Annotated in this window: 21 protein-coding genes and 1 other RNA gene; 13 read left to right on the forward strand and 9 right to left on the reverse strand. The window is 38.0% G+C overall.

Features of this window, described 5'->3' with window-relative positions:
• Window positions 1–75 precede the first annotated feature (75 nt).
• Window positions 76–807: a histidine phosphatase family protein gene (locus H2677_RS09515; protein WP_004912000.1), complete on the reverse strand. Its 732-nt coding sequence runs from the start codon at window positions 805–807 to the stop codon at window positions 76–78.
• 53 nt (window positions 808–860) lie between these two features.
• Window positions 861–1,718 (reverse strand): 3'(2'),5'-bisphosphate nucleotidase CysQ family protein, encoded by an 858-nt coding sequence (locus H2677_RS09520; RefSeq protein WP_212638397.1) that lies wholly within the window; start codon window positions 1,716–1,718, stop codon window positions 861–863.
• Between the two features lie 11 nt (window positions 1,719–1,729).
• Between H2677_RS09520 and H2677_RS09525 the strand changes: the two genes are divergently transcribed.
• The 4 genes from H2677_RS09525 (at window position 1,730) to H2677_RS09540 (ending at window position 4,582) form a co-directional block, all read left to right on the forward strand.
• The gene (locus H2677_RS09525) at window positions 1,730–2,434 is read left to right on the forward strand and encodes an HAD-IA family hydrolase (protein ID WP_212638398.1); all 705 of its coding nucleotides are present in this window, start codon (window positions 1,730–1,732) and stop codon (window positions 2,432–2,434) included.
• Entirely contained in the window at window positions 2,418–2,846 is a 429-nt protein-coding gene (locus H2677_RS09530; protein WP_212638399.1) for an RNA-binding S4 domain-containing protein, read from the forward strand. Before H2677_RS09525 ends, H2677_RS09530 begins: the two co-directional genes overlap by 17 nt.
• Before the next feature lie 160 nt (window positions 2,847–3,006).
• Entirely contained in the window at window positions 3,007–4,053 is a 1,047-nt protein-coding gene (gene recA, locus H2677_RS09535; protein WP_004912011.1) for a recombinase RecA, read from the forward strand.
• A gap of 46 nt (window positions 4,054–4,099) precedes the next feature.
• The gene (locus tag H2677_RS09540; protein WP_005402405.1) at window positions 4,100–4,582 is read left to right on the forward strand and encodes a regulatory protein RecX; all 483 of its coding nucleotides are present in this window, start codon (window positions 4,100–4,102) and stop codon (window positions 4,580–4,582) included.
• A gap of 10 nt (window positions 4,583–4,592) precedes the next feature.
• Here H2677_RS09540 and ffs read toward each other — a convergent pair.
• Window positions 4,593–4,689, reverse strand: an RNA gene (ffs, locus tag H2677_RS09545) — signal recognition particle sRNA small type.
• 325 nt (window positions 4,690–5,014) lie between these two features.
• Between ffs and H2677_RS09550 the strand changes: the two genes are divergently transcribed.
• Window positions 5,015–5,878 (forward strand): YbgF trimerization domain-containing protein, encoded by an 864-nt coding sequence (locus H2677_RS09550; protein WP_004962751.1) that lies wholly within the window; start codon window positions 5,015–5,017, stop codon window positions 5,876–5,878.
• A gap of 58 nt (window positions 5,879–5,936) precedes the next feature.
• Here the strand turns inward: H2677_RS09550 and H2677_RS09555 are convergent, their stop codons facing one another.
• The 3 genes from H2677_RS09555 to H2677_RS09565 form a co-directional block, all read right to left on the reverse strand.
• The gene (locus tag H2677_RS09555; protein ID WP_212638400.1) at window positions 5,937–7,808 is read right to left on the reverse strand and encodes a SurA N-terminal domain-containing protein; all 1,872 of its coding nucleotides are present in this window, start codon (window positions 7,806–7,808) and stop codon (window positions 5,937–5,939) included.
• Between the two features lie 139 nt (window positions 7,809–7,947).
• A complete protein-coding gene (locus tag H2677_RS09560) occupies window positions 7,948–8,220 on the reverse strand; it encodes an HU family DNA-binding protein (RefSeq protein WP_004878739.1) in 273 nt (90 codons plus the stop codon).
• A 167-nt stretch (window positions 8,221–8,387) separates the two neighbouring features.
• Entirely contained in the window at window positions 8,388–8,843 is a 456-nt protein-coding gene (locus H2677_RS09565; RefSeq protein ID WP_004912022.1) for a phasin family protein, read from the reverse strand.
• Window positions 8,844–9,052: 209 nt separating this feature from the next.
• On the opposite strand from H2677_RS09565, the gene H2677_RS09570 reads away from it, so the two are divergent.
• The 8 genes from H2677_RS09570 to fdx all read left to right on the forward strand — a co-directional run bounded on the left by H2677_RS09570 (window position 9,053) and on the right by fdx (window position 15,176).
• On the forward strand, window positions 9,053–9,700 hold the full coding sequence (locus H2677_RS09570; RefSeq protein ID WP_004954957.1) for a hypothetical protein: 648 nt from the start codon (window positions 9,053–9,055) through the stop codon (window positions 9,698–9,700).
• 108 nt (window positions 9,701–9,808) lie between these two features.
• Window positions 9,809–10,282: an Rrf2 family transcriptional regulator gene (locus H2677_RS09575; protein WP_004912027.1), complete on the forward strand. Its 474-nt coding sequence runs from the start codon at window positions 9,809–9,811 to the stop codon at window positions 10,280–10,282.
• A gap of 1 nt (window position 10,283) precedes the next feature.
• Complete coding sequence (locus H2677_RS09580; RefSeq protein ID WP_004954960.1) at window positions 10,284–11,501, forward strand: IscS subfamily cysteine desulfurase; 1,218 nt, start codon at window positions 10,284–10,286, stop codon at window positions 11,499–11,501.
• A gap of 78 nt (window positions 11,502–11,579) precedes the next feature.
• The gene (gene iscU / locus H2677_RS09585; RefSeq protein ID WP_125297772.1) at window positions 11,580–11,966 is read left to right on the forward strand and encodes a Fe-S cluster assembly scaffold IscU; all 387 of its coding nucleotides are present in this window, start codon (window positions 11,580–11,582) and stop codon (window positions 11,964–11,966) included.
• 31 nt (window positions 11,967–11,997) lie between these two features.
• A complete protein-coding gene (gene iscA / locus H2677_RS09590; protein ID WP_004912036.1) occupies window positions 11,998–12,318 on the forward strand; it encodes an iron-sulfur cluster assembly protein IscA in 321 nt (106 codons plus the stop codon).
• A gap of 85 nt (window positions 12,319–12,403) precedes the next feature.
• Window positions 12,404–12,922, forward strand: coding sequence for a Fe-S protein assembly co-chaperone HscB (gene hscB / locus H2677_RS09595; protein WP_004954963.1), 519 nt, complete (start codon window positions 12,404–12,406; stop codon window positions 12,920–12,922).
• 38 nt (window positions 12,923–12,960) lie between these two features.
• Window positions 12,961–14,820 carry a Fe-S protein assembly chaperone HscA gene (gene hscA, locus H2677_RS09600; protein ID WP_212638401.1) on the forward strand — a complete coding sequence of 620 codons (1,860 nt, stop codon included), beginning with the start codon at window positions 12,961–12,963 and terminating at the stop codon, window positions 14,818–14,820.
• Between the two features lie 17 nt (window positions 14,821–14,837).
• A complete protein-coding gene (fdx, locus tag H2677_RS09605) occupies window positions 14,838–15,176 on the forward strand; it encodes an ISC system 2Fe-2S type ferredoxin (RefSeq protein WP_004912046.1) in 339 nt (112 codons plus the stop codon).
• Between the two features lie 88 nt (window positions 15,177–15,264).
• Here fdx and H2677_RS09610 read toward each other — a convergent pair whose 3' ends face one another.
• From H2677_RS09610 to mfd, 3 genes are all read right to left on the reverse strand, one after another.
• Window positions 15,265–16,704: an adenylate/guanylate cyclase domain-containing protein gene (locus H2677_RS09610; RefSeq protein WP_004954970.1), complete on the reverse strand. Its 1,440-nt coding sequence runs from the start codon at window positions 16,702–16,704 to the stop codon at window positions 15,265–15,267.
• A gap of 48 nt (window positions 16,705–16,752) precedes the next feature.
• Window positions 16,753–17,187 (reverse strand): HIT domain-containing protein, encoded by a 435-nt coding sequence (locus H2677_RS09615; RefSeq protein WP_004912054.1) that lies wholly within the window; start codon window positions 17,185–17,187, stop codon window positions 16,753–16,755.
• Between the two features lie 180 nt (window positions 17,188–17,367).
• Window positions 17,368–20,829 (reverse strand): transcription-repair coupling factor, encoded by a 3,462-nt coding sequence (mfd, locus tag H2677_RS09620; RefSeq protein WP_212638402.1) that lies wholly within the window; start codon window positions 20,827–20,829, stop codon window positions 17,368–17,370.
• Between the last annotated feature and the right edge of the window lie 78 nt (window positions 20,830–20,907).

Here is a 20,907-nt window from a genome sequence, read left to right on the forward strand (position 1 = left end):
AAAAATATGAATTTAGAATATCGTAAAATATCTAAAAGATTTAGTTATCGTGATCTAGTCAGCTCTAAGGGTTAGTTATTTTTCTTTAAAATCTTTAATTAATAATTCTTGTTTTTGACCACGCCAAATCCACTTTAACTTGCTATTTGCAAAATCCTCACCCTCAAACCAAACAAATAATCCCTCCATCATATCTGGCCAGTCTGATTGTTGAATTTCTGTTTGACCTGAAATGACAGCTACAATTGCAGCCAAAATAGTGTCATGACTAACAGCAATACTTAAACCATTTTGATGTGTTGGATGTGTATGATAAAGCAACTCAAGTACATCAAATACACCTGTAATAGGGTGTTTCATACCTGGCAAAGCATTATTCACAAAACTATTGATAAACCCCAATGCACCCTGTTTACGAAAATATGGTGCAGCTTGTTGAATGTCTAATACAAAACTACCTGGCTCAACCAATAATCGCTGTTCAACAATCTCTATCGTATGAGTGTTTTCACCCTTACGTAACTGATCAGCACCTTCAATCATTAAGGCTGCCGTATCAACACATCGTTGGATAGGACTAGAAATACAGTGATGTATAGCTCGATCAGTATTTTGTATGAGATATTGCCCCCAAGCATATGCAAGCTCTCGCCCTTGCTCAGTCAACTGCAAATCATAACCAGCAAAACCCTGTCCATTGACAAGTTCTCGCAATGAATGACGTGTAAATAAGGTGACTGGCGTTGAAGTGTCTGGCAATAAATCCACAGCTTCAAACATACTTTTAGGCAATAAATGTAGCGCCATAATATTTATGTAATATAAAAATTTAACCCACTATAACATGGGTAATATAACTCTCAATCTAAAATCCCAGAATGCTGTAATGCTTCATATGCAATTTTTTTGCAGTACTGATCTTTAAATGCGATAAAGCCACCATTAAGAACAGTATCTCGCTGATTATACAAAAATGGCTTAGCTTCTAGAGTCAGTAGACCACCGCCAATACTTTCTAATAACGATTGACCTGAACTCGTATCCCATTCTGATGTTGGATGAAACCGTGGATAAATATCAATATCACCCTCAAGCATCATACAAAACTTATAGGCACTACCAGCTTCACGTCGCTCAACAGCACGATGTTTGAGTAATGGTTGAATAAAATTTTGATATTTAGGATTTTTACTGTTGTGACTTAATCCAATTTGGAGAGGCGTACTTAAGTCATGTTCTTCTATTTTGTATTGAAACCATTCATTACGGCTAAAACTGTATTTATAAGGAAGTTGATTGCGATAACCGATATACATGACCTGTTCACAAGGCACTGCAATAATCGCAAAAGTTGTCTGATGGTCTTCGATCAAACTTAAATTAGTCGTAAATTCATCTCGCTCATGTATAAACTCTTTCGTTCCATCTAGTGGATCAAGCATCCAACATTTTTTCCATGACTTACGCTCAGAATAATCACTCTCTTCAGATAAGACAGGTAATTGCGGTGTTATCGTTGCCAAATGCTTGAGTAGAAAATGATTTACCTTTAAATCAGCTTGAGTCACAGGAGAATCATCACTTTTTTCCTGAATATTAAACTCGCAACCAGCACAATAACTTTGGTATTCTTCCAACAATATTTGACTAGCCTGCGCCATAATTGGAACAAGTTGCATAATCAAGTTATCTTGTGGAGCGAGCGTTTTTATAAACATAGACCAACCTTATGTCATATTCAGATTTACAGCAAAAGCCTATTGCCATGTTCGACATGGATGGCACATTACTCGATTTAGCCTTTGATGATTTTATTTGGAATGAGTGTCTACCTGAACGCCATGCTCAAGTACATCAATGCACTCTAGAACAGAGTAAACAGACACTATTTCAATTTTACCAACAACATAAGCATACACTATCTTGGTATTCTTCTGCGTACTGGACTACAAAAGTTGGAGTAGATGTTTTGCAACTCCAATACGAGCATCGAGAAAAAATCAAAGCGCGTTCCGGTTGCTTTGAATTATTAGAACAACTCAAACAAAAAGGCTATCGTTGTTGGTTACTTACTAACGCGGATAAAGCAGGATTACAGCTAAAACTTGAAAATGTTGCACTGAGCCCTTACTTTGAACTTATGATTAGTAGTGAAGAATTAGGATACGCAAAAGAAGATGTTTCTTTTTGGCGTGAACTTCAACAACTGCATCCATTTGATCCAACGAAAGCAATTTTTATTGATGATACAGTTGCCGTATTGAAAGGCGCAGAAAGTTTTGGAATTTCAAAACTCTTTAGCATAGTACAACCATCAAGTAGCAAAGCTGCAATGAATTCCAATGAACTTCCTTACCCCGCACTTGATGAACTCACTGATTTATTTGATTGTCTAGAAACCCATTTACAGGTAACAGATGCCAAAACAGCATGAACCAGAAAGCATGGAAGCCATGCGAATTGATAAATGGCTTTGGGCTGCTCGTTTCTTCAAAACACGCTCCATCGCAAAAGCAGCCATTGAAGGTGGTAAAGTTCATCACAATAATGAACGCGTCAAAGTATCCAAAGATGTTCGGGTTGGAATGGAACTGACCATTCAACAAGGATTTGACAAGAAAACTGTCATCGTCAGAGCCCTATCGTCTATACGTGGCGGTGCTCCTATGGCTCAGTTACTTTATGAAGAAACAACTGAAAGTATTGAGCGTAGAGAGTTGCATGCATCGCAACGAAAATTGCATAATCTAGCCCGACCTGATCATCGACCAAGCAAAAAAGATCGTCGTGATATCAATCGTTTTAAACAAGAAAATGTTCAATCATGGTCTTATCATGATGAGTAATTTTTTCTAATTTAAGGTGCGTCATCTTGTGTCGTATTGACGCAGGTCAGATGTAGAATAAACAACTAGAATCTGCCACTATACTCAAGTCCCAACAAGTTGAGATTCAATACATCCACTTGGGTTAGTCGTTAAGAATATAAAGTTTTGAGGTTTTGAGATGGATGATAATAAAAGTAAAGCGTTACAAGCTGCGTTAAGCCAGATTGAAAAACAATTTGGCAAAAACACTGTGATGCGCTTAGGTGACAATACTGTACAAGCAGTTGAAGCTGTATCTACAGGGTCATTAACACTAGATATCGCTTTAGGTATTGGTGGATTACCGAAAGGTCGTATTATTGAGATTTATGGTCCTGAATCATCTGGTAAAACAACAATGACATTGCAAGCAATTGCTCAATGTCAAAAAAATGGTGGTACTTGTGCATTCATCGATGCTGAACATGCGCTTGACCCACAATATGCACGCAAATTAGGCGTTGATATTGACAACCTACTAGTCTCTCAACCTGACAATGGTGAACAAGCGCTTGAAATCGCAGATATGCTCGTTCGTTCAGGTGCAATTGATTTAATCGTTGTCGACTCAGTTGCAGCATTAACACCAAAAGCTGAAATTGAAGGCGAAATGGGTGACTCTCATATGGGCTTACAAGCTCGTTTGATGAGCCAAGCATTGCGTAAAATCACTGGTAACGCAAAACGCTCTAACTGTATGGTGATCTTCATCAACCAAATTCGTATGAAAATTGGTGTGATGTTTGGTAGTCCAGAAACAACCACAGGTGGTAATGCACTTAAATTCTATGCGTCAGTGCGCTTAGATATCCGTCGTATTGGACAAGTTAAAGAAGGCGATGAAATCGTTGGTTCTGAAACTAAAGTCAAAGTTGTAAAAAACAAAATGGCACCTCCTTTCCGCGAAGCAGTATTCCAAATCATGTACGGTAAAGGAACTAATCAACTAGGTGAGTTAGTAGACCTCGCCGTACAACAAGATATTGTTCAAAAAGCGGGTGCATGGTACTCATACCAAGGCAACAAAATCGGACAAGGTAAAAACAACGTAATCCGTTATTTTGAAGAGAATTCGAAAATAGCTGCTGAAATTGAGAAGGTTGTTCGCGAGCAATTACTCACCAAAAACAATCCTGAAGCAGCACCTACAGAAGATGTAGAAGAACCAGATTTTTTAGAAAGTTGAACTGAAACGCCCTTCGGGGCGTTTTTCTTTCATGAGGATATAAAACTTGTTTAATTATGAGAAAACAGAGAAACCTAAAACACTCACAGGTCAAAGACTTCGTTCTTATGCATTTGCACTCCTGACTCGTCGCGATTATTCGCAAGCTGAACTTATAGCAAAACTAAATCTATATGCGATTAATCCTGATGAAGTTGCAAAACTCGTCGAAGAGCTAGCAGTAAATAACTATCAAAGCGATCAACGTGTTGCTGAGCAAACCTTAGCAAGTCAAATACGCAAAGGGAAAGGTCTACAACGCATAAAACAAGCTTTGAAAGCAAAACAATTAGATGAAGAGCTTATTACAGAAGAGTTAAAAGAAGTTGATTGGTTAGAACAAGCATATCAACTAAAGGTCAAAAAATTTGGTACTGAGGTTTCAAAAGATCAAAAGATCAAGGCAAAACAAATTCGATTTTTGCAGTATAGAGGGTTTGATATGAGTGTAATTATGAAAGCGATTGCTCGAACGAGCGATGAAGAATAATTGGTGGCAACCCTACCAGCAAGACTCCGGCACATCATAGATCTACTACCGTTGCTACCTTCCGGTCCTGGCGGGGTTCATAGAGTACAATTGCGAAGCTACCAGCAGGGCTACCATTGCCTGACAAAGTATAGAGATTTTTATTGGAGTTGCAAGGCTTGTCTCCATTTTTAATTCAGTTTTTGATTCAACTGCTTAAATCAACACCAACTATGTTTTTTGGCTCGTTGAGAACATTATAATTTGTTTAATGTTTATACAAAACAAAACGTATTTTCTCCAAAAGTGCTTGAAGATTGTAAACACGTATTGCATTTAAATGTGTTGCTGTTTTAATGGCTAAATCTAAAAATGTTTGTTTGGTGTGTCTCAAGTAAAAAACAAAGCTTATTCACCCCACAGCTTTATTTTCAACTTTATGGATGAATTTTCATGCTAAAAAAGCATTCTGCAATTTTTATTGCACTACTTAGCAGTACACATTTGTATGCAAATATTCCTATTGAATCTCGTGCGTTAAGCCAACAATTTAATGACAACACAACTTCAGCACCCGTAAGCACAAATCTAAACTGGGATTTGATTCAGAAAAATCAGAAGCTCGAAGAAGAAGTTCGTAGATTACGTGGTCAATTGGAAGAGCATGAAAACTCTATTGAACTATTAAAGAAAGAATTAGCTAATCGATATACAGACTTAGATCAACGCTTAGAACTTTTATCACAAAAAATTGATCCACCTGAAGAAACAACGGAAGCTACAACAGAGTCAACAGCAGAAGCTGCAGCAGCACCAAAATCAGAACCGCCTTCCCCAGCCAATACAATACAACCAGATTCCCCTAAAAATACCTCTAATTCAACATCTACACCTGTGGTACAGGCAACACAAAATACTGCAACCACGAATACGACAAACGCTCAAATCGAATTAGAAAAAGCCGCATATACCGTTGCTTTAGATGCATACAAACAAGGTGGAGCAAAAAAAGCGATCCAACCGATGCAAAACTTTATTAAAAATCATCCGAATGGTATTTATGTTGGAAATGCATATTTTTGGTTAGCTGAATTTTATCTAGCTGTAGAGCCTGTTGACTATAAAGCCGCAAAACAGAATTACAATATCGTGGCTACACGTTATCCAAACTCTGCTAAAGCACCAAGAGCGATTTACCAACTGTATAGCATTGCTAAAGAAGTGGACAAAAATACAGCTCTAGCCAATCAGTATAAAAACAAGCTGATAAGCCAATACCCACAAACAGAAGAAGCAAAATTTATTCAGAAGAAGTAATTTAAAACTTTTACCTATAAAAAAACCAGTTCATTTGAACTGGTTTTTTGCTTAAGTCTTATTTAATCTTTGCTTGTGATTTTAGATACTCAGTATAGTCCTCTAAAATCTGCTGACCACGGAACTGCTGATATAACTTCGTTAACTCATTCAACTGTTCTGGTTGTAAAGCACTTGCGGCATTTGTATTCACCGTAGAGACCGCCACAATTACCAACTCATTAGGTAGTTGAGTCGTTGTAACTGACCACATGCCTTCTTTAGTTGGCGCAGGGATACTAAACGCTGCGCGCTCGATAGCACGCTTTAAACCTTGTGAACGAGCAAAAGTACCTGCATCCTCAAAAATAATTTTTGACTTTGAAACAACTTGTGCAGCAGGTTGAGTCTTAAATTCAGCTAAAGTTGATGCGATTTTCGCTTGGGCAGCCTTATATGCTTTTTCCTCAATCACCTTAGCTTTGACTTCAGCAGTTGCTTGAGCAAGTGTCTTGACTCCAGCAGCACGATAATCACGCACCTTGATCCAGATCGTATCACCATTTGCTAATTGAATACTTGATGATGCATTGCGATCACCATTTTTTACATCATCATTAAACAATTTTGCTTTTACATTTAAATCGCTTAAATAAGGATTTTGCGTTGTTAAAGTAACACCTTTAGCAGATTCAACACGAACGCCTTTAACTTCTTGAGCCACGGCATCTAATGAATCATTCCCCACAACCATTTCATTTAGACTATTCACTGTATCGCTAAATAAATTGGCTTGTTTTGTTTTCTGCACTTCAGCAATTAAGCGCGGTTTTTCTGCTTCATACGATGGAATATCAATTGCAGGAGCGTTTGCAGCGATAATATGATAACCGTACTGTGTCTTAATTGGTTTAGAAATCTGACCATTCTTCAAAGAATTAACAGCGTTATCAAAGTCTGCTGAAAACACACCAGGAGCATAAGCTTCAACTAAACCACCTTGTGTTTTAGAAGAAGGGTCTTCTGAAAATTGTGCTGCAGCATCAGCAAATGACATGCCTGACTGAATTTTAGCGTATACATCATTTGCCAATTTCTGAGCTGTCGCTGCATCTCTTGAATCCGTTGTAATCAGAATATGTTTAACTTCTCGCTTCACATCTTTCTGTTGTTTATCAACGAATGCTTTATATGCCTGCTGTAACTCAGCTTCAGAAGGAGCTACATTTGCTTGTGGCAATAATGCTGGTGTTAAAACCACATAATCAACATCAACATTAGCAACCTGTTTAAATTGGTTTTTATGTTTGTTGTAATAATCTGCAATTTCTTGATTAGAAACAGTAATACCCTTTTTGTAATCATCTAACTTAATGCTAGCTAAATGCAAAGTACGCTGTTCTGTTTGTAAATTAGCAAGTTGCTGTAAATCAGATTTGCTTACCAAAGCATAATCCATCAATGTCGATGAAATCATTTTTAAAGCATGGTCTTGACGTAGACTAGCAATCAAGCCTTGATTGGTCATACCAACAGAGCGTAGATAATTTTCATAGAGCTTTTGTGAAAATTGTCCGTTTTCTTGAAAGCTTGGTTGTTGAGCCAACATTTGCTCAAGTTGCGTATTACTTAGGGAAATCCCTAGTTTTTCTGCCTGTTGTTGTAACAAGCTACGAGCAATCAGTGCATCTAATGCTTTTTCTTGAATAAGAGAGAGGTTCAAAAGAGACTCATCACCCTTTACTAAGGATAAATATTGATCTTTATAATTTTTAGTTGCTGTTTCTAATTCTTTATTAGAAATATCTTGGCCATTTACAGATTTTGCAACATCTGCTTTATTGCCTCCACTAAAATATCCTTCAATACCTACAAGCGCTAAAGGGGTCAAAAACAAAACTAGAAGGACTTTGCCAAGCCAACCCTTAATGAGTGTACGAAAAGATTCCATGAGAATTCCAATATTTTATTTCGGGGCAATTTTAACTGAAAAATAAAAGCGAATGAATGCAGAATAAAGCTCAAATCAACTTTTTCATTCGATAAATAAAAAACGCACCCGAGATGGTGCGTTTATTGATTTAAAAAGATTACGCAACTGAATCTTTCAAACCTTTACCTGGTTTAAAACTTGGTACTTTGCTAGCTTTAATTTGTAGCTCTTCACCAGTTTTAGGATTACGACCAGTACGAGCAGCACGCTCTTTAACACTAAAAGTACCAAAACCGACTAAAGTAACCGTATCACCCTTTTTTAGTGCTTCAGTGATCGATGCAATTGTTGCGTCAAGTGCCTTACCAGCATCCGACTTAGATACTCCCCCTTTTTCAGCAATCGCATCAATTAATTCTGATTTATTCATGATAAAAAATATCCTCTTAATATCGTTTGTTAAGATCCAAGGCTATAGTTTAAAAGGCCATGCCGCCTTTATAGCAATGCTTTAGGGGAGAACGCAATACTAGAAAGGCGTTTTAACCAAAATAAATACTGAAATACGACATAAACGGACGAGCGTCAGGAGTTTTTTTACTTTTTATTCAATTTGGCCTTTAATTGGTTATTTTCTTCAATTAAAGCATCAACTTTGATATGAAGCTGTACCAAAAGCTGTTCAATATGCTGTAGATCTTTAGGAGTAACCAAACCGATTCGATTTAAAGAGTGATTTACACCTGTATCTAAAATTTTTTCTACTTTGTCTTTAGTATCAGTCACAGACTCTTTTGCCTTCTCAGTGACTTTCCCAACGGTGTTATCTGCGAAATCAACTGTTTTTGACTCAAGCTCCTCACCAACCTTTACAAGCGAGTCAAATAATTTATTCCCTTCTTCTTCAGCACGTGAAAATGCACCTAAACCTGCAAGCCAAATTTGTTGTGTATATTTTTTGAAATCCAAAGCAGATTTTTTAGAACTCTTTGATTTTAATTTGGTTTTTACCTCGGCTTCTTCACCTGAATTTTCAAGGTTAGTGTTATCCATAGACCAATGCTCCTAAGCACTTTACAAACAGTATGTCGTATTTAACCATAAAAATGTTTTTATAATATCAAAGTTAAGACTTGATCGTTTTAAAAAACTGTTCTACAAAGCTACAAAGTCATGTAAATTAATATTAATCATTGAGCAAGGATGCTCAAGTTTATATGCTTTATGGTTATATCTATTGACTGGTAAGGAAAAAGAGACTCATGAGTGAAACGCAACAAAGACATAGACATCCTCATTTGTTGCTAAACTTTGTTATCATTGTTTTAGAAACTTTTTTCTCATTTATCCTGACTCATGATTCAGCACTTCGTCTACAGGCGAAACGATTTATTGACCAGCGTGTGACTTTACGCATCAATAGCTATATCCCTTTCTTTGATTTTTATATTCAGTTCACAGACAAAGGATTGCTATTTGATATGCAGTCTTTAGATCGAAAAATTGACCTTGAAATCAATAGTACGCTGATCGATCTTACTAAAATATTTGTGTTTAATAATCAGCGCAGCATTCACAACATGCGACTTTTAGGTGAAACCTCACTTGCCGAAGAGTTTTTAGATTTAGCACCGCATTTGACACTCCCAAGCATATTTGCTAACTGGAAACAGTGGTTTAGTGCATTCGATGATGATGCTGAAACCTTAGCTTCACAGCAAAGAATTGCACCCTTGCTAGATAAAATTGATCAACAACGCTCTGAAATAAACTCATTACTCGTGGAAGTTAAACAATATCAAAATCGAATCCATAGACTCCAAAAGCGCCAACGCTTGATCAATATCAGCTTTGCTGTATTTAGCTTTATTTTGATTGGTTTTTTTGTGTATAATATGTGGATACAATAAAAACTTTATATTTCACTTTTCACACACATATTGGCAATTAAAAAACTTGACTATTTTAGTCGGAATTCATAAAATTTAGACATCTAGTCTAACCATGTGTACCGAATCATGCGTCTTACAACTCGCGGTCGTTACGCAGTGACTGCTCTACTTGATTTAGCTTTGCAGCCAACTGAACAAACGATCACGCTTGCGGAAATAGCAGCACGCCAATCCATCTCTGTCGCTTATCTCGAACAATTATTCGCAAAGCTTAAGCGCCATGGGTTAGTTTCAAGCGTTCGTGGTGCAAATGGCGGATATCATCTTGCGCGTATTGCAAGTGAGATCACAGTGCTAGAAATCATCGAAGCTGTAAATGAAACTGTTGATGCGACTCGTTGCGACCATAAAGGAAACTGCCAAAATGGTGCAATGTGTTTAACGCATGACTTATGGCAAGAACTCTCCCACCATATTGCCGATTATCTCGCCAAAATCACACTTGCAGATTTAATTGCACGCGACAATGTACAAACTGTCGCTCTGCGCCAAAACTCTACAAGCTTTGACTCAGCTCTTTTATCGGTTACAGGTATTTGACATGAAACGTCCAATTTATCTTGATTACGCAGCAACCACTCCTGTCCTTCCTGAAGTTGCAGAACGTATGATGGAATGCTTAACCTTCGAAGGGACTTTTGGTAATCCTGCATCTCGCTCGCATGCTTATGGTTGGCAAGCCGAAGAAAAAGTTGAATACGCGCGTGAACAAGTCGCTAATCTTATCAAAGCTGATCCACGTGAAATTGTGTGGACTTCTGGTGCGACTGAATCTGATAACTTAGCACTCAAAGGTATCGCTCAGTTTTATGGTTCAAAAGGCAAGCACATTATTACAAGTAAAATTGAACATAAAGCCGTTTTAGACCCATGTCGTGAGCTTGAAGAAGAAGGCTTTGAAATCACCTATCTCGAGCCAGAACCACGTACAGGTCTAATTACACCTGAAATGGTAAAAGCTGCTTTACGTCCAGATACGATCCTTGTTTCACTTATGATGGTGAATAATGAGATTGGTACAATTACAGACGTTGCTGCAATCGGTGAATTAACACGTGCGAATAAAACATTCTTCCACGTAGATGCTGCTCAAGCTGCTGGAAAAGTAGATATCGATCTTTCAACTATGAAAATCGATTTAATGAGTTTCTCTGGTCATAAAATTTATGGTCCTAAAGGTATCGGTGCATTATATGTTCGTCGTAATCCGCGCGTTCGCTTAAAAGCGCAAATGCATGGTGGTGGTCATGAACGTGGTATGCGCTCTGGTACTTTACCAACACATCAAATCGTTGGTTTAGGTGAAGCGTTCGAAATTGCTGGTAAAACCATGCATGCTGAACAAGAACGTCTACGCCAATTACGCGACAAACTTTGGAATGGCTTACAAGACTTAGAACAAGTTTTCTTAAATGGCCACCCTACTCAAAACGTTGCAAATTATTTAAATGTCAGCTTCAACTTTGTTGAAGGTGAATCTTTAATGATGGCATTGAAAGATGCAGCCGTTTCAAGTGGTTCTGCATGTACTTCTGCAACACTAGAACCATCATATGTATTACGTGCTCTAGGTTTATCTGATGAATTGGCACATAGTTCAATTCGCTTTAGCTTTGGTAAGTACACCACTGAAGCTGATATCGATCACGTATTGACAATTACCAAAGCTGCTGTTGAGAAACTTCGTGAACTTTCTCCGCTTTGGGATATGTACAAAGAAGGTATCGACCTTTCAACAGTTGAATGGGCTGAACACTAATTCATTGAACTTGAATTGAAAAACGTGTTTTAACCCTCATATTAATATTAGGCTGACCCCGAGGTTTGGAGAAGCGAAATGGCTTATAGTGAAAAGGTAATTGATCATTACGAAAATCCTCGTAATGTGGGCGTTTTGGATAAAAATGCTGAAAACGTTGGTACAGGTATGGTCGGTGCACCAGCTTGTGGTGATGTAATGCGTTTACAAATCCAAGTCGATGAAAATGGCGTAATTGAAGAAGCTCGCTTCAAAACTTATGGTTGCGGCTCTGCAATCGCATCAAGTTCCCTTGTAACTGAATGGTTAAAAGGTAAAACTCTTGATGAAGCTCAAGCAATCAAAAACATTGATATTGCAACAGAGCTTGCTCTTCCACCAGTAAAAGTACACTGCTCTGTATTGGCTGAAGATGCGATTAAAGCTGCGATTGAAGATTATCGTGGCAAAAAAGCGAAAGCTTAATAGTTTAACGACGTAACACATTGGAGTTTTCATGATCCATTTAACTGAAAATGCTGCGACTCACATCAGCAATTACCTACAGAATCGTGGTAAGGGTGAAGGCATTCGTGTTGGTGTGAAAACTTCGGGTTGCTCTGGATTAGCTTATGTACTTGAGTTTGTTGATGATGTTGACACACATGATCAAGTATTTGAGCAGTTCGGTGTTAAAGTTTTTGTGGATCCTAAAAGCTTAGTTTATCTCGAAGGTTTAGAGATGGACTATGTTAAAAATGGTCTCAATGAAGGCTTTGAGTTCAACAACCCAAATCAAAAAGGTGAATGTGGCTGTGGTGAATCATTTACAGTCTAAAACTACATCACCCTCTTTTTTATTCATTAAAACAGTGTGTTCCGCACTGTTTTAATGTATTTATCAATAGCGGAATTCATCTCCCATGAATCATTTTGAGTTGTTCCAATTACCCGAAGCACTCGATATAGATTTGGCAGCTTTAAAAAAACAGTTTTTGAATTTGCAACAGCAATATCATCCAGATAAGGCTGCTGACAAAGATCAGGCGTTAATTAAGTCAAGTGAAATCAATCAAGCGTTTAAAGTACTTTCACAAGTTGATAGTCGTGCTGCATATTTACTTGCCTTAAAAAAGCAAGATCACCATCTTGATCAATCCATCAGTGATTTTGAATTTCTACAATCAGCACTTGAGATGCGCGAGCAACTTGATGAGGCTAGATCAACAGATCAATTACGTACATTAAAAGTAGACGTTCAACAATGGATTGATGGATTAGTCCGCGAATTCAAAATTGATTATGCTGACGAAGATTGGGCTGAAGCTCGTGATACGGTACGTAAATTACGCTTTTTCCAACGCGTAATGAACGATATTGATAAAGCCGAAGATCGCATGTTAGACGAAGAAGATAGCTTCGACTTAGATGATGATTTTTAGTCTGCCGTTACCAATTATTTTCAAGGGATACCTCACGCATGGCACTTTTGCAAATTGCTGAACCTGGTCAATCTACTGCGCCGCACGAACATCGAATTGCGATCGGTATAGACTTAGGAACAACCCACTCTTTAGTGGCGACAGTGCTATCGGGAAAACCGAAAGTTCTACAAGACGATAAAGACCGAGTTTTACTCCCTTCTATCGTTCATTATGCAAAGGATACAACTACATTCGGCTATGAAGCTAAGCCGTACATGTTGACTGATCCTAAAAATACAATTGTTTCTGTTAAGCGTTTCATGGGACGTTCTCAAGCAGATATTAAATTCCAACATCCTTATGTGCTTGTTGGTGCTGAAAATGAAATGCCAGCATTTGAAACTGCTACAGGTCGAAAAACACCTGTTGAGATTTCTGCTGAAATTTTAAAAGAATTAAAAGAACGTGCAGAAGCAAGCTTAAAAAATCCAGTTAATGGTGCAGTTATTACCGTTCCTGCATATTTTGATGAAGCACAACGTCAAGCGACTCGTGATGCTGCTCAATTAGCTGGTTTAAATGTACTGCGCTTACTTAATGAACCAACAGCTGCTGCTGTAGCTTATGGTTTAGATCAGGATACCAATCTCAGTACAGATCGTAATTATGTAATTTATGATCTAGGTGGTGGTACGTTTGACGTATCTATCTTGCGCTTCTCACAAGGTGTGTTTGAAGTGTTAGCCACAGGTGGTCATACTGCATTAGGTGGTGATGACCTCGACCGCTTAATCGTGAAATGGGCAAAAAAACAGCTTAGTATTGAAACTCTAAGTGATGAAGAATACGCAGTTTTTGTCGTTGCTGCACGCCAAGCTAAAGAACAACTCACTGATCATGAATCTGCTGAATTAAAATTATTCGATGATCGTCTAGTTTTGGATCGTCCAACATTTGAATCAATCATTCAGGTCGCACTCGATAAAACAATCAGTGTATGTAAACGCGTATTACGCGATGCAAAACTTGAATTAGATGAAATTGAACATGTTGTTTTAGTTGGTGGTTCTACTCGTTCTTATGCAGTACAAAAAGCAGTTCGCGATATATTTAAACGTGAACCTTTATGTACAATTAATCCAGATGAAGTAGTTGCAATTGGTGCATCAATCACAGCAAATCAGCTCATCGGTAACAGCCAAGATGGCTCTTTATTGCTTGATGTTACTCCACTCTCATTAGGTTTAGAAACTATGGGCGGTCTGGTAGAGCGTTTGATTTCGCGCAATACAGCAATTCCTGTAGCTCGCCGTCAAGAATTCACGACTTATCAAGATGGACAAACTGCCATGCTGATTCATGTCGTACAAGGTGAACGAGATTTAGTTGAACATTGTCGTTCACTAGGTCGCTTTGTTTTGCATGGCATTCCACCGATGACAGCTGGTCAAGCGCGTATTGAAGTTACATTCCAAGTTGATGCTGATGGTTTACTAACAGTATCTGCAAAAGAAACAACTTCTGGTGTTCAAGCACAAATTGATATCAAACCTTCTTATGGTTTATCAGCTGCAGATACGGAACGTCTATTAATTGAAGGTTTCCAGCATGCTGAAGAAGATAAACAACTTCGCCATTTGCAAGAAACAAAAGTTGAAGCAGAACGTGAATTAGAAGCTCTAGAACAAGCTTTAAAAGCTGATAAAGATTTACTTTCTCAGCAACAAGCTCGTGATTTAATTCTTGCTGCTGAAGCACTTAAAGCTCGCTTAAAAACTAATGAGTTAGAAGCAATTGAAAATGCTGTTCAACAACTTAAAACTCACAGCGATGCGTTTGCAGCACTTCGTATGAATCGACATATTGACCATGCCTTAAAGGGTACAAAACTCGAAGATTGGTCAAACTCAAACTAAAGGTATAGGTGATCAATATGCCACGTATTAAAGTTCTCCCTCATGCTCAATTCTGTCCTGAAGGTGCAGAATTCGAAGTGGAAAAAAATGCAAATTTATGCCAAAGCTTACTTAAGCAAGGCATCAAAATTGAACATGCATGCGATATGTCATGCGCATGTACCACATGTCACGTCATTGTCCGTAAAGGTTTTGATAGCCTCGAAGAAATGAATGACGTGGAAGCCGATTTACTTGACCGTGCATGGGGTTTGGAGCCAGACTCTCGCCTTTCGTGTCAAGTTGAAATTGTTGATGAAGATTTAGAAATTGAAATTCCTAAATACACAATCAACCATGCTTCAGAAAATCACTAAATTTTCAAAAATTAGTGACATAAAAAACTCCTCTAAATGAGGAGTTTTTTATGTGCTAGAGTTTTGCAATACAGAAGAAAAAAATAATCTATTGCTTAACCTCATCATCGAGATTTAAACGTGGAATGCCTTGTGCATTGGTAATTTTTTGCTGTGTTTTGATTCTCTGAATCATTTTCTCTAGAATTTCTACCAGCTCAGGGTATTCATAATTTTGTACTTCTTCAAAATTCAGCACCAAATGAAAACCCTTATATTCAAAATCAAACCATTTTTGTGTATCTGATTTTTTGCCTGTGAATTTCTCCATGACTTGCCATGTTTTTACAGGTCCTTGAATCCCTTTCAAATAGATCGGCACTTTAGGAACACATAGAAATTCATTTTTAATTAACTGATGTGTATCATCAGCAATCAAAATTTCATCAACTTCAGCAGCTGATTGCAAACGGGCTGCCAGATTTACATCACGACCTACAATCGTATATGCCATACGATGTGAAGCACCATAATTTCCAACGTGACAATATCCCGTACTTATTCCCATGCGAATATGTAATGCTGGATAACCCATTTTTTTCCAGCGTTCGCGTAGCAATTTCATCTGTTGGCGCATTGCGATAGCCATTTCAACACAAGACTTCGCATCTTGTTCTACGCCTTGAGAGTTTGGATCACCAAAGAAAATCAGGATCGCATCACCCATAAACTTATCGACGGTTGCTTCATACTGTTTTGCAATTTCCGTCATATGACTTAAATAATCATTTAATAAGAAGGCTAAATCATCTGGAATTAAGCTTTCAGAAAGCTCTGTAAAACCTTGAATATCGGAGAAGAAGATCGTTAATTTTTTACGTTTATATTCAATTTTAGCTTCAGCCTCGCCACGCATAATCGACTGCCACAACTGTAATGGAGCATAACGACTTAGTTGATTTGCAAAGGCAATATAACGAGTCATCTGATTATGATAATGCTGACGTTGCTGACCTAGAATATTCAAACGACGATGTTGATAGTAGTTACCAATCACAATGAACATCATCAATCCTAGTAAACTTACCACTGTAAGTTCAGGATTAGTCGGTTCAAAATATTCTTCCGCACCAAATATAAAAAATGTTGAAAAATAAAAGGTCAGCACACCAATCAAAATAATTAATGATGCTACTGGTAAAGTAATTTTATTGTTTAAACCTACATAAAGTAGTGCAAATAGGATTGTAAATGTAGGTACTAAGCTTAAATGTAATCCAGCTAAAACAATGGCAACGATAACAGCTTCTATGCCAAATAGAACATTCTTCTCTGTATCACGATCAAATTTGTATTGAAGCCATTTTTCAAGCTTAGGAGACAGTAAAAAGAAAACTAATAAAATTGGAAGAATATAGAGTTGGTGATTAGCGCTAGAAGAAGTAAAAGTATAAATAACCAAAATTAATGACAAAATCGAATATCCCATCAAACGATGGAAATAAGCGAACTGTCTAGGTTCTTTATCGATTAACCTATCTAGTGGCACCCTCTACTCCTTCCTTATCTAAGAAGACCTACAATCCTCTTGACTAAATCAGTCCATGCGCCAATCAAATGGCATATCACCCTGACCACGTAATGCAAGCATAAGGGTTTGACGCATATGAGCAAGAACATCGCTGCTGTATGGTACAGCTGGAGTACCCCAAACTGGTTTAGGCCACGCAACATCATTTTGATAACGTACAACATGATGAAAATGAAGCTGTGGTACAACATTACCAAGTGCCGCTACATTCATCTTGTCAGCACGGAATACGCGAGAAAGCTGACTAGACAACCAACTCGATTCACGTAAAAATTGTTCCTGATCGGCTTGACTGAGTTCATATAACTCAGTGATTCCAGGAACACGTGGTATAAGAATTAGCCAAGGAAATTGCATATCATTCATTAAACGACATGTTGAAAGCGGAAAGTCGCCTACAAAAAATGTATCTTGAGCAAGTTGTGGATGCAAACTAAACATATCTTTATAAATGATGCAAAATAATAATGGTCAATACTATCACATCAGTTGTGATGTGAATATTATTAGTAACCTGTTTGATTACAAATAACAATGATTTTCCTCAGTTATTGACGCATCATCCGACCAAAAATGATTCTGTATCGAATGATACTTCTCCCCTCAAATCTGATTTTCTAATTAGCCATTCAACTCACTTAACAACTTGTTCAACAAAGTCACAATAAACTGGATACGCTCTTCATATTCTGACAAATGAACTGTCAATTTCAATCGCTGACCACCCTCCATACGATAGTGAGTTGGATTCTTCTGCATCAACTGAATGATACTGATTGCTTGTACAGGTGTATCAGGAGAAAACTCGATATACCCACCGTTTGTATTCACATCGACTTTTGTAATTCCAAGTTGTTCCGCTTTAAGACGCACTTGATGAACGCTGAACAACTGTTTAACTGCTTGAGGTGGAATACCAAAACGGTCAATCAACTCCATTCGAATATTATCCAGTTTCTCTTGTGTGTCTGTATTACTAATACGCTTGTAGAACAATAAGCGTTGATGAACATCACCCAAATAATCATCTGGAATCAATGCTGGCATATGTAAGTTAATTTCAGCAGTAAGTGAAAGCGGAGCATCGAAATTAGGAGTTTTACCTTTTTGAATCGCCTTAGTTGCCTTTTCAAGCATCTCCATATACAAGCTGTAGCCAATTGCTTGCATTGAACCACTTTGCTGCTCACCTAAGAGCTCACCAGCACCGCGAATCTCTAAATCTTCTGTCGCCAGCATAAAACCAGCACCAAGTGTTGAAGCTCTTTGAATTGCATCTAAACGTTTTTCAGCGTCACCTTTCAAATGTTTGAGTGATGGCACGAGCAAATAAGCATAGGCTTGGTGATGTGAACGCCCAACACGACCGCGAAGTTGATGCAACTGAGCTAAACCTAGTTTATCGGCACGTTCTATAATGATTGTATTGGCATTTGGTACATCAATACCCGTTTCTATGATCGTAGAGCAAACGAGTACGTTATATTCTTTGTGGTAGAACTGCTGCATGACTTGTTCCAATTCACGTTCACGCATTTGTCCATGAGCAACCGCTACACGAGCTTCTGGAACCAAGGTTCGAATACTTTCTGCAGCTCGTTCTATTGTATCGACTTCATTATGTAAGAAGTAGACTTGTCCACCACGCAATAATTCACGCAGAATTGCCTCTTTCACAGAGTCATCCGTATGCTCTTGAACAAAAGTTTTTACGGCTAAACGGCGTGCTGGTGGCGTCGCAATAATAGATAAATCACGCATTCCAGAGAATGCCATATTCAAGGTACGAGGAATTGGGGTTGCTGTGAGCGTAAGCATATCCACATCGGCACGAAGTGCTTTGATACGCTCTTTATCACGCACACCAAAACGATGTTCTTCATCGACGATCATTAAACCTAAATTTTTAAACTGTACATTTTCTTGCAGAATTTTATGGGTTCCGACCACGATATCAACTTTGCCATCAGCCAAATCTTCAATGATTTTTAGATGCGTTTTGTTGCTTCCGAAACGTGATAAAACTTCGATACGAACTGCTGTATCCGCAAAGCGATCTTTGAACGACTCATAATGCTGTTGTGCAAGTAAAGTCGTCGGCACCAAAACTGCGACTTGTTTATTGTTTTGTACTGCTACAAAGGCTGCTCGCATCGCAACTTCAGTTTTTCCAAAACCAACATCACCACAAACCAAACGATCCATAGGTTTCGCAAGTTGCATATCATGAAGAGTTGATTCAATCGCATTGGCTTGGTCTAGTGTCTCCTCATAAGCGAAACCACTTGCAAATTGCATATATGCCGTGTGATCTAGCTCAAACGCAAATCCTGGTTTTGATTGTCGACGAGCTTGTATATGCAATAACTCAGCCGCTACATCGTGAATTTGCTCTAAAGCTTTGCGCTTAGCTTTACTCCATGTATCTGTACCTAATTTGTGCAAAGGCGCAAGATCAGGATCTCCACCACTATAGCGACTGATCAAATGTAAATTAGTGACAGGAACATAGACCTTAGCCCCATCAGCATAATCAAGTTGTAAAAACTCATGATCTTGCTGATCAATCTCTAAGGTGACTAATCCCGCATAACGTCCAACACCATGATCAATATGTACGACAGGTGCACCTATACTCAGTTCGGTTAGACTCCGAATTAAAAACTCTTCGGAGACTTCTTGCTGGCGTTTTCGTCTACGTTGAACAACTCTGTGTTCGTAAAGTTGATTTTCAGATATAACTGATAATTGATCTGTGAGAAGTAAACCACGGTCTAAAGGAGCACTTGTAATCGCAACTTTTAGCTTATCCTTTTGGAATTGAGCAAAGCTATCGACTGTTTGAATTTCTCCTAAAACTGAGCGCAGCGCATCTTTTAAAGTTTCGCGTCGTCCTGCACTTTCAGCGACTAAAAGAACAGGAAATTTAATTTGATCGATATAGTTTTTGACAGCTTGAAAAGGCTGCTCTTTTTTAGGATCTACAGCGAGTTTTGGAGGTTGCTCTGCTGATAAATTTAGAACACCAGCTTTCTCGTCGAAAGTATCTGCCGAAGCAAGAATTCTTGGAAATTGATTTAATGCCTGTAAAACATGATTAGGCATTAAAAATAGATCTTCAGGAGGAAGGATCGGTTGATCAATATTGTGACGACGATCTTCGTAACGACGAACAACTTCCTTCCAAAAACTAATTAATTCATCTTCAACCTCACTATTTGTAATGACAACGCAATTCTTTGGTAAGTATGCCGTTAACATACTTTGCGCTTCCATTAACTTTTTATCAAAAAATAAAGGAAAATAAAACTCTAAGCCTGGTGTTGCTATTCCTTCGAGTACATCTTGATAGATAGGATTTTTCTTGGGATTTGCGGTAGGGAAACTTTCCGCATAGCGATCTCGGAATGTTGATCTACCTTCTTTGAGAGGAAACTCTTTAGCAGGTAATACAGTAAAATTCTTTAATGATTCCGTTGTTCTTTGAGTTTCAGGATCGAAAAACTTCAGGCTTTCAATTTCATCATCAAATAAGTCGATACGAATAGGTTGATCTTGTCCTGATGCATATATGTCCATAATGCTGCCACGAACTGCAAACTCACCATGATCATAAACAGTATCAGCTAAGCGATAGCCTGCTTGGACTAATTGTTTTTTCTGTGCTTCTAAATCAAGTTTTTGACCAACTTTAATATCAAAATGCTCACCAACAACCCATGAGTAAGGTGCAACACGTTGAGCCAAAGTACTAGCAGAAATTAATAAAATCCCCTTTTGTGGCATATTAGATAAAATAGCCAGACGCTCGGAGACAATATCTTGGTGCGGAGATAATCGATCATATGGCAAAATCTCCCAGTCAGGAAAGATTGTTGGTTTTATGCCATAAAATTCAAGCTCACTTTCAAGCTGTGCAAGATGTTGATTATTTCGTGCAACAATTACATATAAATTAGAATTCTGAGTGGCAATTTCTTTGAATAGTAGTGCAGCAGATGATCCAAGTAGCGAACCAATCCAGCGTTTTTCGCCAGCTTTGAATTGTTGTAAGTTTAATTGAGAGATTTCTTGTTGAAACATAGAGAAAATCGTGCAATTTAAAGGACAAGTGGCTTAGTTTAGCATGATGTTTTTTTACTAATAGGAATTTTTTGGCTT

The organism is Acinetobacter junii, from assembly GCF_018336855.1.
In the GTDB taxonomy this organism is placed as follows: domain Bacteria; phylum Pseudomonadota; class Gammaproteobacteria; order Pseudomonadales; family Moraxellaceae; genus Acinetobacter; species Acinetobacter junii.